11 protein-coding genes are annotated in these 15,892 nt (G+C 48.3%); 9 read left to right on the forward strand and 2 right to left on the reverse strand.

Annotated features, from left to right (window positions below; all coding sequences use genetic code 11):
• Positions 1–21 precede the first annotated feature (21 nt).
• The gene (locus tag BW952_RS12060) at positions 22–2,028 is read left to right on the forward strand and encodes a beta-galactosidase (RefSeq protein ID WP_045851932.1); all 2,007 of its coding nucleotides are present in this window, start codon (positions 22–24) and stop codon (positions 2,026–2,028) included.
• Positions 2,029–2,046: 18 nt separating this feature from the next.
• Positions 2,047–3,372: a glycoside hydrolase family 30 protein gene (locus BW952_RS12065; RefSeq protein WP_045851931.1), complete on the forward strand. Its 1,326-nt coding sequence runs from the start codon at positions 2,047–2,049 to the stop codon at positions 3,370–3,372.
• Positions 3,373–3,690: 318 nt separating this feature from the next.
• Here the strand turns inward: BW952_RS12065 and BW952_RS12070 are convergent, their stop codons facing one another.
• Positions 3,691–4,836, reverse strand: a complete 1,146-nt coding sequence (locus BW952_RS12070; protein WP_045851930.1) for an ROK family transcriptional regulator — start codon at positions 4,834–4,836, stop codon at positions 3,691–3,693.
• Between the two features lie 138 nt (positions 4,837–4,974).
• Between BW952_RS12070 and xylA the strand changes: the two genes are divergently transcribed.
• The 5 genes from xylA to BW952_RS12095 all read left to right on the forward strand — a co-directional run bounded on the left by xylA (position 4,975) and on the right by BW952_RS12095 (position 10,380).
• Complete coding sequence (gene xylA, locus BW952_RS12075) at positions 4,975–6,288, forward strand: xylose isomerase (protein ID WP_045851929.1); 1,314 nt, start codon at positions 4,975–4,977, stop codon at positions 6,286–6,288.
• Between the two features lie 159 nt (positions 6,289–6,447).
• Positions 6,448–7,944, forward strand: a complete 1,497-nt coding sequence (gene xylB, locus BW952_RS12080; protein ID WP_045851928.1) for a xylulokinase — start codon at positions 6,448–6,450, stop codon at positions 7,942–7,944.
• Between the two features lie 12 nt (positions 7,945–7,956).
• On the forward strand, positions 7,957–8,874 hold the full coding sequence (locus BW952_RS12085; protein ID WP_045851927.1) for an aldose 1-epimerase: 918 nt from the start codon (positions 7,957–7,959) through the stop codon (positions 8,872–8,874).
• 55 nt (positions 8,875–8,929) lie between these two features.
• Positions 8,930–9,148 carry a hypothetical protein gene (locus BW952_RS12090; RefSeq protein ID WP_045851926.1) on the forward strand — a complete coding sequence of 73 codons (219 nt, stop codon included), beginning with the start codon at positions 8,930–8,932 and terminating at the stop codon, positions 9,146–9,148.
• Between the two features lie 167 nt (positions 9,149–9,315).
• Entirely contained in the window at positions 9,316–10,380 is a 1,065-nt protein-coding gene (locus BW952_RS12095) for a M20 family metallopeptidase (RefSeq protein WP_045851925.1), read from the forward strand.
• Between the two features lie 297 nt (positions 10,381–10,677).
• Here the strand turns inward: BW952_RS12095 and cls are convergent, their stop codons facing one another.
• Positions 10,678–12,204 carry a cardiolipin synthase gene (gene cls / locus BW952_RS12100; RefSeq protein WP_045851751.1) on the reverse strand — a complete coding sequence of 509 codons (1,527 nt, stop codon included), beginning with the start codon at positions 12,202–12,204 and terminating at the stop codon, positions 10,678–10,680.
• Between the two features lie 173 nt (positions 12,205–12,377).
• Here cls and BW952_RS12105 point away from each other — a divergent pair, with 173 nt between their 5' ends.
• Positions 12,378–14,690 (forward strand): 3-hydroxyacyl-CoA dehydrogenase/enoyl-CoA hydratase family protein, encoded by a 2,313-nt coding sequence (locus BW952_RS12105; RefSeq protein WP_076496298.1) that lies wholly within the window; start codon positions 12,378–12,380, stop codon positions 14,688–14,690.
• A 14-nt stretch (positions 14,691–14,704) separates the two neighbouring features.
• Positions 14,705–15,883 carry an acetyl-CoA C-acetyltransferase gene (locus tag BW952_RS12110; protein ID WP_045851752.1) on the forward strand — a complete coding sequence of 393 codons (1,179 nt, stop codon included), beginning with the start codon at positions 14,705–14,707 and terminating at the stop codon, positions 15,881–15,883.
• The last annotated feature ends 9 nt before the right edge of the window (positions 15,884–15,892 follow it).

Here is a 15,892-nt window from a genome sequence, read left to right on the forward strand (position 1 = left end):
AAGAAGAAAGAGTGAGGTTTGATGGAGAAGCTGCTGTATGGTGTTGCCTACTACGATGAATACATGCCGTATGAACGGCTGGACACAGATATACAAATGATGAAGGACGCCGGCATTAATATGGTGCGGATTGCGGAATCCACCTGGAGTACACATGAGCCGCAAAATGGCGTGTTTGATTTCACGTCAGTCAACCGGGTGCTGGATGCCATGCATGAAGCCGGCATCCATGTCATCGTCGGAACACCGACGTATGCGGTGCCGACGTGGATGGTGAAGGAGCATCCGGACGTGCTGGCAGAAACGAAAAAAGGGCCGGGCAAGTACGGCGCGCGGCAAATTATGGACATTACCAGCCCAGTTTATTTGTTTTATGCAGAACGGATTATCCGAAAGCTGATGGAGCAGGTAAGTGGTCATCCGGCAGTGATCGGCTACCAGATTGATAATGAAACAAAGCATTATGATACGAGCGGTCCAAATGTTCAGCTGCAGTTTGTGAAGTATTTAAAAGAGAAATTCGGCACGACTGATGCGCTGAATAAAGAGTTTGGGCTGGCGTACTGGAGCAACAAAGTAAACAGCTGGGAGGATATGCCTTCTGTTGTCGGTACAATCAATGGCAGCCTTGGGGCAGAATTTTCAGCCTTTCAACGCCGCCTCGTCGACCGGTTTTTATCCTGGCAGGTCGACATTGTGAAGGAATACCGGAAGCCGGAGCATTTTATTACGCAAAACTTCGATTTTGAGTGGAGAGGCTATTCTTTTGGCGTACAGCCGAATGTCAATCATTTCACTGCCTCCGAACCGTTTGATGTGACCGGAGTGGACATTTATCATCCGACACAGAATGACTTAACAGGGATTGAGATTTCATTTGGCGGAGATGTCGCACGGTCTACAAAAGGAAAAAATTATTTGGTACTGGAAACAGAGGCACAGGCTTTTTCCAACTGGACACCTTATCCAAACCAGCTCCGTCTTCAAGCCTTTAGCCACGTGGCCTCCGGTGCAAATATGGTGGCGTACTGGCACTGGCATTCGATTCACAATTCATTTGAAACGTACTGGAAAGGTCTTTTAAGCCACGATCTTCAGCCCAATCCGGTTTACAATGAAGCGAAAACAATCGGGGCGGACTTTAACCGGCTGTCTCCAAAGCTGGTGAACTTAAAGAAACAAAACAAAGTAGCTATTCTTGTCAGCAACGAATCGTTAACCGGCTTGCAATGGTTCCCGTTCAATCAAAAGACAGAGCTGAATTACAACGACATCGTCCGGCTCATTTATGATGAATTATATAAGGCAAATATAGAATGCGATATTGTTCATCCCGGCACCGAAAGCTTTGATGACTACTCGCTATTGATTGCCCCTTGTCTGTATGTCGCATCAGATGAACTGCTGGATCGGATCAATTCGTTTGTGGAAAAGGGTGGACATGCGCTGTTTACCTTTAAATCAGGGTTTACGAATGAACACATTCAAGTGCGCACAACGATGCAGCCTGGACGAATTGCTGAAACATGCGGCGTAAACTATCAAATGTTCGCCGAACCGAAAAATGTGAAGCTGGCGGATCATTCATATAACGTGGAAGTAAATGAAAACGAGGTTCACACATGGATGGAGCTTCTCATTCCGACAACGGCCGAAACGCTGGCACGCTATGACCATCCGGCCTGGGGAGAATATGCAGCTGTGACGGGCAATTCATATGGGAAAGGATATGCGACTTATGTCGGCTGCATCGTCTCACGTGAGCTGCTGGCGGGCATATTACAGCAGGCATTGGAGCGAGCAGGTCTGTGTGGAACGGAGCAGCACTATGCCTTCCCGCTGATCATCAAAAGCGCCGTCAACGAAGCAGGCAAACAGATCAAGTTTTTATTTAACTATTCGTGGAACACGCAAAGCATCCAATCGCCGTATGAAAAATCAATCGAATTGCAGTCAGGCGCAATCATTGAAAAAGATCAGGAGCTATCGATCGAGCCGTGGTCCTTTTTCATCCTGGAAATACAGTAAAAGGAGAAGGTGTGAATCATGACAACGATACAGTGGATTGCCACAGCAAAGGATCAGCTCTGGCAGGAAAAACAGCCGGAGCAAAAAACAAGTGCCGCGGTAAATATAACGGTCACGGAAGAAGGAAAGCGGATCATTGAAGGATTCGGAGGCTGCTTTAATGAACTCGGCTATCACGCCATCCAACAGCTCCCGGAGCAGGAGCAGCAAACGGTGTACGAAGCCCTGTTTTCACCGGACGGAGATTGCCGCTTTTCAATTTGCCGACTGCCAATCGGTGCCAGCGACTATGCGCTCGAATGGTACAGTCATAATGAAACAGATGATGATATAGACATGGCTCATTTTAGCATTGAGCGGGACCGGAAGTATTTAATTCCATATATTAAGGAAGCGTTGAAGCGCAATCCTGATTTGCAATTATTCGCCTCACCATGGAGCCCGCCAACGTGGATGAAATTTCCGAAGGCTTACAATTATGGTACACTCCGCTGGGAGCCGGCTATTTTAACTGCATATGCGCTTTATTTCGTTAAATTTGTGCAGGCATATGCGGAAGAGGGCATTACGATTCATCAAGTGCATGTTCAAAATGAAGTGGTGGCTGATCAGAAGTTTCCTTCGTGTGTATGGACCGGTGAACAGCTACGTGAATTTATCCGTGATTACCTCGGGCCTGCGTTTAAACAGCACGGTCTTCAAACGGAAATTTGGCTTGGCACCATTAACGGCATTGAACGGGACCTGTTCACAAAGTCCGCTTCCGATTATGACGCGATTGCGGCACCAGCTTTAAGTGACCCGGAGGCGGCAAAGTATATTTCGGGTGTTGGTTTTCAATGGGCGGGGAAATATGCGCTGCAGCAAACGGTTCAAAGCTATCCGGACAAGCGCTACATGCAAACGGAAAATGAATGTGGCGACGGTCAGAATACATGGGAATACGCGCAGTATGTGTTTAACCTGTATCGCCACTATTTTGTGAACGGAGCCAACGCCTATATATATTGGAATATGATCTTAGAGCCAGAAGGAAAAAGCACGTGGGGATGGAAGCAAAATGCGATGATGACCTCTCAGGTGGAGAAGCAGAAAGTTGAGCTCAATCCCGAGTACTTTGTAATGAAGCACTTTTCCCACTTTGTGAAGCCGGGTGCACGGCGTGTGGAAATGGAAGGACCTTGGACAGGAAGCGCTGTTGCGTTTCGCAATCCGGACAACACGAACGTCATTGTTGTTCAAAACCCGTTTAAAGAAGCACGGGAAGCTGTGATCAATATTGGTGGAAAAAAGTATACCTTTTCGCTGGAGAAAGAATCCTTCCACACAATCAGCTGGAAATAAAGCAAACAAGCTGACTGGAGAAGAAGAAGAATAGTTGAAAAACCGGACGAATCTGCTAATCGTCCGGCTTTTTTTGCTTTGCAGCGGTACTGGATCTTTTCGAAATGAAATGGATTCCATTAAAGCGATCGCCGGTAAAAAGAAAATACCGCTGATATCCGCTGGTCTATCGCCGATAAAGTGAAAATACCGCCGATATCCACCTGTCTAACGCTGATAAAAAGAAATACCGGCGATAGCGCACTTTATATCGGCGATAAATGAAATATACCGGCGATAAGCTTTTCTGTTTTACAATGTAGTCCAGTCAGCAGGCGCTTATGCGGTAATTCCTTTAATAAACGACTCGATCATCATCGAGCAGGCGCCGAGTGCAGGTGCATTTTTTCCTAATGTAGAAGGCAAAAACGCGCATTCTGTTTCAAACCGGACATTCATCCGGGAGGAAAGAGTGTTTTTCACTGCATTCAAGACAAACGGATTCGATTCAATGAGCGGATTGCGCAATATGATGGCTTCCGGGTCAAAGGTATTGGCGATGTTGACGAGACCGATGCCTAAATGATGACCAAAGTTCTCAAGTGACCGGAAAAGGACTACATCATTTTGCTGGAAACGTTTGTTTAACTCTTTTTCATCCCAGTCAGCTGGAAGTGACTGGCGAAACGCTTTTTCAGAGGCGTATAATTCCCAGCAGCCCCGATTGCCGCAGTTGCACTTTGGTCCGTTAAAATCGATGGTCATATGACCCATTTCACCGGAAAACCCGTGAACACCACGGTACAGTTCATTATTTAATACAAGACCGACACCGATCCCTGTGCTGATGCTGACGTACATAAAGTCATCAAAGGCTTTGGCGGCGCCGTAAATGTGTTCGCCGTATGCCCCTGCGTTTGCTTCATTTTCAATGGTAACCGGTACGTTAAACGCTTCTTCCACTTGTTTTTTCACGTCAACCCCATTCCAGTGCGTGTTAGGGGTTAGCACGATTTGTTCAGAGCGATTGACAAGACCGGGCACACAAATGCCGATGCCGATCAAGCCATAGGGAGAACCGGGCATCGTGCGAATGACCTGCTCGATTGTTTTCAAAAGAAGCGCCATCGTTTCGTTAACAGAGGACTGTTCCAATTCAAAATAATGCTCGCTGACAATGGAACCGTCCAGGTCGGTCAAAAGAACTGTCAGATCATCTACCCCGATGTCAACACCAATCGCATAGCCGGCCTGCTTGTTAAACATGAGCATCACTGGACGGCGCCCGCCGCTCGATTGGCCCTGGCCGATTTCAAAAATGAATTTTTCGTCTACAAGTCCTTGAATTTGGGCGGAAACAGTGGATTTATTTAATCCGGTTGTTTTGGATAAGCTGGCGCGGGAAATGGGAGAATGGTGAATAACTTCCTGCAGCAAACGCCGCCTGTTCATCTTTTTCACTAAGTTTTGATCTGCTATTGTCATATGATTCACTCGCTTTGTTGTGTATTTAAATAAAGTTTAACATAATTATAACGAAAAGCTTGAAAAATGAAAGCGGATTCTGTAAAATAGCAATTAAGTTAGTTTATCCGCACAACAAACATTAAGGAGGATATACACATGAGCTATTTTGAAAACATCAGCAAGATTCAATTTGAAGGGGCACAATCAAAAAATCCATTTGCTTTTAAACACTATAATCCGGAAGAAGTCATTGGCGGCAAATCGATGGAAGAGCAGCTTCGTTTTTCTATTGCCTACTGGCATACCTTCACAGCGGACGGAAGCGATCCATTTGGCGCCGGAACGATGCAGCGCCCGTGGAACAGCTATTCACACATGGATCTGGCAAAAGCACGAGTTGAAGCGTCGTTTGAGCTTTACGAAAAATTAGGCGCTCCTTATTTCGCGTTTCATGATCGTGACATTGCCCCGGAAGGAAGCAACTTAAAAGAAACAAATGAAAACCTGGATGTGATTGTGTCCATGATCCAGGATTATATGAAAACAAGCAACGTGAAGCTTCTATGGAATACAGCGAATATGTTTACGAATCCGCGCTTTGTGCACGGGGCGGCAACGAGCAGCAATGCCGATGTGTTTGCGTATGCGGCCGCACAGGTGAAGAAAGGGCTGGAAACAGCGAAGCTTCTCGGCGCTGAAAACTATGTGTTCTGGGGTGGCCGTGAAGGGTACGATACACTTCTGAATACTGACTTGAAGCTGGAGCTTGATAATTTAGCCCGCTTCCTTCATCTGGCGGTTGATTATGCGAAGGAAATTGGCTACGATGGTCAATTTTTAATTGAGCCGAAGCCGAAGGAACCGACGACGCACCAGTATGACACGGATGCGGCAACAACCTTGTCTTTCCTGCGTCAGTACGGACTTGACGACCATTTTAAACTAAACCTTGAAGCGAACCATGCGACACTTGCGGGCCATACATTTGAGCATGAGCTGCGGACAGCGCGCATTAACGGCATGCTCGGTTCAGTGGATGCCAATCAGGGCGACCCGCTATTAGGCTGGGACACAGATGAATTCCCAACAGACCTGTATTCAACAACGCTTGCGATGTACGAAATTTTGCAAAATGGCGGATTGGGTAAAGGCGGCTTAAACTTTGATGCGAAGGTGCGCCGTGCGTCATTTGAAGCAGATGATCTATTCTTATCCCATATTGCCGGCATGGATGCTTTTGCGATCGGTTTAAAAACTGCTCACCGCTTAATAGAGGATCGCGTGTTTGAAGAAATGATTTCAGAGCGGTACAGCAGCTATACAAAGGGAATTGGCCTTGATATTGTCGAAGGACGCGCTAATTTCCATTCACTGGAGAAGCATGCACTTGAAAACAGCCAGATCCAAAACCGTTCAGGACGCCAGGAAAATTTAAAAGCGGTCTTGAATCAATACTTGCTGAATCAATAAGCAACAGCGGCCGCATTGGCCGGAAAAATAGGCGAATGGACCGGAAAGGGACCATGAAAGACCGGATTCATCATAATCCGGTCTTTCATGTGAACAATCCGGTCCATTTTTCAAACAATCCGGTCCACCAACAACGTATTCAAAAAGGAGCGAACACAAATGAAGTATGTAATCGGCATTGACCTCGGCACGAGTGCGGTAAAAACAATTCTCGTCAACGAAACCGGTGATATTTGCGCGGAAGCATCAAAAAGCTTTCCTCTTTTTCACGAAAAAGCAGGGTGGAGTGAACAAAATCCCGATGACTGGGTAACTGGAACAATTGGTGCGCTGCAGGATATGATGGCCTTAACAAAAGCGTCACCTGAAGACATTGCCGGTATCAGCTATTCTGGTCAAATGCACGGGCTTGTCCTGCTCGACCAGGAGCATCAGCCGCTCCGGAATGCGATCTTATGGAACGACACGCGGACCACAAAGCAATGTGAAGAAATGACCGCAGCGCTTGGAGAGGACTTGCTTCGGATTACACGAAACCGGGTGCTGGAAGGCTTTACGCTTCCGAAAATTCGCTGGGTGCAGCAAAATGAGCCTGAGATCTTCGAAAAAGCGAGCTTGTTTTTGCTGCCGAAGGATTATCTTCGCTTGAAGATGACCGGAGACGTGCACATGGATTATTCAGATGCTGCCGGGACTCTTTTGCTGGATGTGGCAAAAAAAGAATGGAGCAGCACTATTTGTGAAGCATTCGACATTCCGTTGTCGTTTTGTCCGCCTCTTGCTGATTCAACCGATCAAACGGGGACTCTTCTTCCTGACGTGGCAGCGAAAACAGGGCTTGGCGAAGGGACACCTGTGTTTGCCGGCGGCGCTGACAATGCGTGCGGTGCGATTGGTGCCGGTATTTTAACATCGGGAAAAACGATGTGCAGCATTGGTACATCCGGCGTGATCCTGGCACACGAAGAAGATGCCTCCCGCGATTTTGAGGGAAAGGTTCATTTTTTTAATCATGGCAAAAAGAACGCCTTTTATACAATGGGCGTGACGCTTTCAGCCGGGCACAGCCTGCAATGGTTTAAAGAAACATTCGCTGAAAATGAATCGTTTGACCAATTGCTGGCGGAGGTGGGCGACATTCCACCGGGAGCGGGCGGTCTTCTTTACACACCGTATTTAGTTGGCGAACGGACGCCTCATCCTGATTCAGTGATTCGCGCAAGCTTCATCGGCATGGACAGCGCACATACACGGGCTCACTTTGCTCGGGCGGTGATGGAAGGCATTACCTTTTCACTTCAGGAGTCAATCAATTTGTTCCGGAACGAAGGGAAAACAGTGGATACTGTTATTTCGATCGGCGGCGGGGCGAAAAACGACGTCTGGCTGCAAATGCAGGCGGATATCTTTCATGCAAAAGTGGTGAAGCTTCAAAATGAGCAGGGCCCCGCGATGGGAGCAGCGATGATTGCGGCAGCAGGCAGCGGCTTGTTCCACTCTCTTGAGGAGTGTGCAGCGGTGTTTATTAAAGAAGGAACGGTCTTTATGCCGAATGAGGAACGGGTAGAGCAGTATAAATCATTGTTTTCTATCTATCAAACAGTGTATGATCAAACAAAGTCGATCAATGAACAGCTTCAGCCATTTCGCGCGTAAAGGAGTTTTCACATGATTCAGCACATTCAGTTTGATGGAGCAGAAGCAATACAGGCATCTAACGGTGCTCTTGTAATGACGATTATCCCCTCGTTCGGCAGCAACGTGATTTCGCTCGTGGATGTCAAAACGGGCCAGGAGCTTCTTGTAAAACCGGAGTCGTTTTCAGCGCTGCAAGAAAGCCCGATTTTGCATGGCATTCCGGTTTTGTTTCCGCCAAACCGGATCGAAGGCGGTACCTTTTCGTTTGAAGGTGAAACACATGAATTTCCGATTAATGAAATCGGCAAGCATCATATTCACGGGTTTGTATACGACAAGCCGTGGCGTGTTGTCACGGAAAAGGAAGAAAGCGGCATCATTACGATTGAAACAGCGATCCAGCTGGAGGAACCGGCTATTTATCAGCATGCGGTTATTCATTTAACCTATGAACTGGAGGGACAGGTTCTTCGCCAAAAAGCGGTCGTGAAAAACGAAGGAAGTAAGCCGTTTCCATGGGGAATCGGCTACCATACGGCGCTTTTATTTGACGAGCGCAATGCCGCATTTTCGCTAACGAAAACGAACCAGTGGACGCTGACGGATGAGGCGATTCCGACCGGGAAACTGGAAGAAACGGACCCTTTTGAGCAGGTTAATTTGCAAAATGTACCGCTTGATGACGCGTTTGCGGCAGCAGCCTCTGAAAACAAAGCGGTTGTCGAAGGTGAGGATATCCGACTCGTTTACCGGACCGACTCAGCGTTCAAGCATTGGGTGGTGTACAACGGAAACGGACGGGAAGGCTTTCTTTGTCCAGAGCCTTACACGTGTATAACGAATGCGTTTAATCTGGATCTTCCGGCTGATGTGACGGGGCTGCGTGTCCTTCAGCCCGGCGAAGAAGACAGCGTTACCGCTCAATTAGAGATTTCGTATCCGCAGTGATTTCACTGCGGATTTTTTGGTATAATGAGGAAAAGAGCAGAAAGAAGAGGATTCTATGAAAAAGTCACTCATCGATATGCTTGTAAACGGCAAAACGCCTGATGATTATTTGAAAAGAGAAGCGGATGAACTCGCCTCGGTGCAGCGGCATGACAGGGCTATGTCTTTGAGCAATGAAGCAAAAGAATGGATGGCGCCGGGACTCAGGCTTTTTCTCATGCTGTCGGGCTTGACACTCGGTATGATGGGAATTGGGTATGTGCTTATTTTCTAAGGAGAGCTTGAAATGAAACGAAATGATTATTTTATGCTGGCGACCGTGTTCGTCGGCTTTCTTGTTTTTGGGTTTTCTGAAAATGTAAAAGGACCCGCGATCCCTCTTATATGTTTAATTGCGTAAACAAAAGGAAGTACTATAACATACGCAAAGGAGTGGAAGTAATGAAGGAATCCATCGTTTCTTTAACTAGAAAATTAATTGAATTTCGTACAGTGGAAAAAGACCGGATCAACGCAGCGGCTGATTACTGTGCGGAATGGCTGGCAGCACACGGCGTTCAAACGAGAGTGCTCGATAATGAAGGATTAAAAAGCGTCGTATCGATTATTGGAAAAAAAGGACCAACCGTTATATTGAATGGCCATTTAGACGTTGTGCCCGCGGGTCCGGATCAATTTATTCCGTATGTCGCAGAAGGAAGGCTGTACGGGCGGGGCAGCTTCGACATGCTTGGCTCAGTGGCCGTCATGATGCACGTGATGGCAGAGCTTGTGCAGGAGGAGCTTCCATGCCGTGTGATGCTTGCACTCGTGCCGGATGAAGAAAAAGGCGGACAAAAAGGAACGAAATATTTAGTGGAGCACGGCTTATTAGGAGACGTTGTCATTTGCGGCGAAACGACCAACCTTGATATCGCCGTACAGGCAAAAGGCGTCCTGCAGGTGGAGATTGAAATCGAAGGTGTTTCCGCTCACGGAAGCCGTCCGTGGCTTGGCGACAATGCCATTTTAAAAGCGGTGGAGACGTACAAAAAAATTGCAGAGCTGCCGGTGTTCAGCGTCAGCACACCGTATTTCGAGCATCCGTCGCTCAACCTGGCGCGCATTCAGGCGGGGCAGGCGATTAATCAAGTGCCTGACCGGTGTATTATGGATCTTGATATCCGCTATTTACCGGGACAGGACCCATCCATTTTGCTGAATGAGATCAAGCAGGTGGTCAATGGATCGATTCGCGTATTAAGCGAAGGCGAACCGGTGCAAACCAACCCGGAACATCCGTTGATTCTTCGTCTCCAGCAAGCAGCAGAAAAAGTGGCGGGACGAAGCATTGAACTGTTCGGCCAGCACGGCGCGGCGGACACACGCTTTTACGCAGCACGCGGCATTCCCGCCGTAGAATTCGGTCCATGCGGCGCCAATCACCATGGCAAAAACGAATACGTCGAAACCGAATCCCTGGTCGCATTTAAAGAAATTTTAACGGAATATATATATATGTTTTAATGAGCTTGGGACAAATGGTTCTGGATAGAAGAAAAAACCGAACGATCACCTTCGCTTTCTTTTGAGCACTTCATATTGGTAGATCATTTAGTGGCTGCGCTTGCGCCAACACAGTCGGGACGGCTTCTGCAGGACTGCGCGTTCGGAGGGGCGGGAGGTGAGCTCCCTCCCGAGTCTTCGCCCTGCGCCAGCCCAGAGCCCCTGAATGTGCTTTTTCAAGAAAAAGGAAGAAACGAGGCTTTCAGCTGCTAGGTCGTTCGAATTCAAGGGCCATTCTCATTGTTATGTCTCAGCCTTTTATAAAATCGGCGACAGCAGTCTGGCGAGGGATTCGCCGATTCGTTTTAAGAAACTGCGGTGCTCGTACCGTTCGCGTGTGACGGGCTCGGACTCGGCAAAATCGTGGAGAAAATCAATTTCGATTTTTTCGACAGCTGGCGTCCGGTTGTATAAAAAGGTCATCAGTTCGTGATTCAGCCGGAAGCTGCGAACGTCGAAATTGGCCGTGCCAACAATCGCGTGTACGTTGTCAATGAGGAGCACCTTTGAATGGATAAAGGAATCATCCCGGTAAGCAAACACCTTCACACCGGCACTGAGCAGATCCTTAAAGTAGGAGTTTGTCCCGTAAAAGGAAACAGCCCGGTCCCCTTTTCCGGGAACGATCACGCGAACATCCTTGCCGCTCCTTGCCGCCACCCGAATGGCAGCGAGTGCTTCATCGTCGGGAACAAAATACGGAGAAGCAATCCAGATCGACTTTTCTGCTGATTGAATCATTTCCATCATGGCGTCCCGTACGTCCCGTTCCTCATTGTATGGTCCTCCATAAACAGTTTGAACCATTTGATCGGCTTCCTGCACCTTCGAAGGAAAGTAAACCTCAAAACGAAACGGTTCCTTTAGTTCATCTAAAAGAGAAGACTTTGCACCTGTGGCATGAATCCAGTCTGTTATAAAGGCCTCCTGCAGCTGTCGGACTGCGGGACCCTCCAGGCGAATATGCGTATCGCGCCACACTTCAAACTGGGGCGTGTTGCTTCGGTATTCTTCACCGACATTTAATCCGCCCGTAAAGCCGGTATGACCGTCGACCACGACCATTTTTCGGTGATTCCGCAAGTTTGCTGTCCGTGTCAGCCAGGGGGAGACAATAGAATCAAACGCATAGGCTTCAGCTCCAGCATCGCGAAGCGGCTTTAAAAAAGACTTGGGCAGGCTGGAGGAGCCGAGACCGTCAAATAAAAAACGGACATGTACATTCGCTTCCGCACGTTCTATAAGGGCATCACGGATGTCGGTGGAAATCGCGTCATCTCTGAAAATATAATACTGAATATGAATGTGATGCTCAGCATGGCGAATCGCATCCAGTATGGCGGGAAATGTTTCATCGCCGTTTGTTAAGATGTCCACTTTATTGCCGCCGAGCGCTTCAAAGCCAGTCATATTGCGAATGTTTTTCGCTTCTGGCAGCTGTTCGGATACGTCCCATTCTTTTCCGAGATGCCGCATTGTCGTAATAAACTTCACCGTTTCGGCAATCACGTGCTTTGGCAGCATCCGTCTTCTCGGATCGCGTCCGAATACGGCGTACACAACGGCACCGGCAAGAGGAAAAGCCAGAACGAGCGCGCTCCATGCCACTTTTGAATTCGTGCCTCTTGAATCAAAGAGAAGCAGATTCAGCACAACGATCACAGAAATCGTCACGGCTAAATAAGAAAACGCAACCGATAATTCATTGGAATAAAAACGGATTGAAAAATAAACAAGACCTACAACTGCAGCTAACACACATAATTGCACAATTTTTTCTCTCATGGCTGCCCCATCCTTTCACAGCGCTTATTTCCATCCCAAAAATAAGCTCTCGTCAACTTTCCATTAGTTTACCCGAAAAAATCCCGCAGGTGACAGTTGAAAATAAAAAAAAGGTGCGGTATAGTGGAGTTATATTAAATGAATGAGTATTCATTCAAGAGGGGGATACGAACGTGGTTCAGCACATTCAAAAAGCGGCAGTGATCGGCTCAGGTGTCATGGGCTCGGGTATCGCGGCGCACCTGGCTAACATCGGCATTCCATCCGTTCTGCTCGACATCGTACCGGAAAACGCAGAGAATCGCAATCAACTTTCTGAAAGCGCTATCGAAAAATTGTTCAAGCAAAAGCCTGCCCCGCTGTCTTCTAAAAAAAACGCGGCTCTCATAACACCGGGTAATTTAGAAGATCATGCGGACCTTCTCGGAGAAGCCGATTGGATTATTGAAGTGGTTGTGGAGCGGCTTGACGTAAAGAAAACCATTTTTGACCTGGTGGATACGCACCGGAAAAAAGGAAGCATTGCTTCGTCCAACACATCGGGCATCTCGATCCATGCGATGAAGGAAGGGCGAAGTGACGACTTTCAGAAGCATTTTCTCGGCACGCACTTTTTTAATCCGCCTCGTTATTTAAAGCTGCTGGAGATTATTCCGACAAGTGCAACCGATCCAGCTGTTACGGCTTACATGAAATCATTTGGCGAAAATCTGCTTGGAAAAGGAGTCGTTCTGGCCAAAGACACACCCAATTTCATCGCGAACCGCATTGGCACATATAGCTTGCTGAAAACGATGCAGGTGATGAAGGAAATGGACCTGTCTCCCGGTGAAGTGGATTCAGTAACGGGGCCGCTTATTGGCCGGCCGAAGAGCGCGACCTTTCGAACACTCGATGTGGTCGGTTTGGATACGTTTATTCATGTGGCGAAAAATGTGTATGACCAGACAGAGGGAGAAGAGCAGGCGGTTTTTGATATTCCTGACACGCTCGCTCAGATGAAAGACAAAGGCTGGATTGGAGCCAAAGCAGGCCAGGGCTTTTTCAAAAAAGACGGAAAAGCCATCTTGGAGTTGAATACGAAGACAATGGCATATGAAGAACGCAAGAAAATGAAAGCGGCTTCAATTGAAATGGCCAAACAGCAAAAAGGAGCAGAAAAGTGGAAAACACTCCTTTTCGCAAAAGACGAAGCGGGACAGCTTCTTTGGAGAATGCTGGCTCCCGTGCTGATTTATTCAGCACGTCTTACCGGTGAAATTGCCGACGACATCGTGTCGATCGACCAGGCGATGAAGTGGGGCTTTGGCTGGAATGAGGGCCCGTTTGAAATATGGGATCAAATCGGTGTAAAGCGATCCGTTGAAAGAATGGAAGAGGAGGGTCTTTCGGTTCCGGAATGGGTGAAGGAAATGGACGGTTCCTTTTACCAGGAGGGGGCATTTTATCATCCAGCCACCAAATCCTATCAATCTGTGCCGCAGGATGAAAAGGTCATTCACCTTGGCAAAGGAACAAGTGTGATAAAGGAAAATACAGGAGCACGGCTTCATGATATGGGAGACGGCGTGGCGCTGCTCCAATTTACGTCACCGAATCATGCGATCGGCATGGATATCATCCAGATGATCAACGCTTCAATCGATGAAGTGGAAAAAAATTATCAAGCGCTTGTGATCGGCAACCAGGGCAAGAACTTTTGTGTGGGCGCAAACCTGGCCATGATTCTAATGGCCGCCCAAGATGACGATATGTGGGAAATTGACATGACCGTAAAGCATTTTCAGCAGGCGATGATGAAGATCAAATACAGTACAAAGCCAGTTGTCGCCGCACCGTTTGGCATGACACTCGGTGGCGGGACTGAAGTATGTTTGCCTGCGGCTCATATACAGGCCGCCCATGAAACGTACATGGGGCTTGTCGAGGTCGGTGTTGGGTTGATCCCTGGCGGAGGTGGCAACAAGGAGCTGTACATCCGCTATTTGAATCAGATGGCAGACGGTGTGAACTATGATTTGCAGGCGGTTGCGAACAAGGTTTTTGAAACGATTGCCATGGCAAATGTGTCTACATCTGCCGCAGAAGCACGTGATGCTCACTTTTTAACCCGCCCGGACGGCATTAGTGTGAATCAAGATCACTTGCTCCATGATGCAAAGCGGGCGGCTCTTCATTTGGCCGCATCCGGCTACAGGCCACCGATCCGCCAGAACATACCGGTCACCGGTGAAACAGGCTACGCAACGTTGCTGTTAGGGGCACAGTCCATGCATGCATCCGGATTTATCTCGGATCATGACCTGGTCATTGCAAAAAAGCTAGCCTGGGTCATTGCCGGAGGAAACGTGCCGTTCGGAACAAAGGTTGATGAAGCGTACTTGTTGGAGATTGAACGAAAAGCTTTTCTAGAGCTTGTCGCGATGCCGAAAACACAGCAGCGCATGCAGCATATGCTCGTTAAAGGAAAACCACTTCGAAATTAAAGGGGAGAACAAATATGAAAGAAGCGGTTATTGTCGCAGGAGCACGGACGCCGGTCGGCCGGGCTAAAAAAGGAACGCTCCGGTATACGCGGCCGGACGATCTCGGTGCGCTTGTGGTGAAAGAAACCTTGAAGCGGGCGGGGCAGTATGAAGGTGAAATAGATGATCTCATTATCGGCTGTGCGATGCCCGAAGCGGAGCAGGGGTTGAATCTGGCCCGAAACATTGGCGCCCTCGCAGGGCTGCCGCATGATGTGCCTGCTATCACAGTCAACCGCTACTGTTCATCGGGTCTTCAATCGATCGCCTATGCGGCAGAACGGATTATGATTGGCCATGCCAAAACGATTATTGCCGGCGGTGCAGAATCAATGAGCCTGGTGCCGATGATGGGACATGTGGCAAGGCCCAATATTAAAATTGCGGAAGAGATGCCTGGCTACTATATGCCGATGGGGCATACGGCAGAGGAAGTTGCTAAAAAATACGGCATCTCGCGTGAAGATCAAGATGCCTTTGCGGTAAGAAGCCACGAACGTGCTGGACGCGCCATTGCGGAAGGGAAGTTTAAAGATGAAATTGTGCCGGTCGACGTCACGTTCCGTCATGTGGGCAGTGACCATAAAATAAAGGAAGAACAGGTGACGTTTTCCATGGACGAAGGGGTTCGGCATGGAACGTCGATGGAAGGGCTGAGCAAGCTGCGGCCTGCTTTTTCGGTGACGGGTTCAGTCACCGCAGGAAATGCGTCGCAAACGTCAGACGGAGCAGCAGCGGTTATGGTGATGGAGCGCGCTCAGGCAGAGTCGCTTGGCTTAACACCGCTGGCCAAATTTCGTTCATTTGCGGTTGGAGGGGTACCACCGGAAATTATGGGCGTTGGACCCATTGTGGCTGTGCCGAAAGCGCTGCAGCTTGCGGGACTTGAACTGTCGGATATTGATTTATTTGAATTAAACGAAGCGTTTGCTTCCCAGTCGATTCAAGTTATTCGGGAGCTCGGCCTTGACGAGGAAAAAGTGAATGTAAACGGGGGCGCCATTGCGCTTGGGCATCCGCTTGGCTGTACCGGAACAAAGCTGACACTTTCACTGCTGCATGAATTAAAGCGGCGTCAGCAGCAGTTTGGTATCGTCACGATGTGTATCGGAGGCGGAATGGGAGCCGCCGGTGTTTTCGAACTGATCAACTAAAAAGGGGGA

Origin of the sequence: Domibacillus enclensis, from assembly GCF_900156125.1 — a bacterium.
Classification (GTDB): Bacteria; Bacillota; Bacilli; order Bacillales; family Domibacillaceae; genus Domibacillus; species Domibacillus enclensis.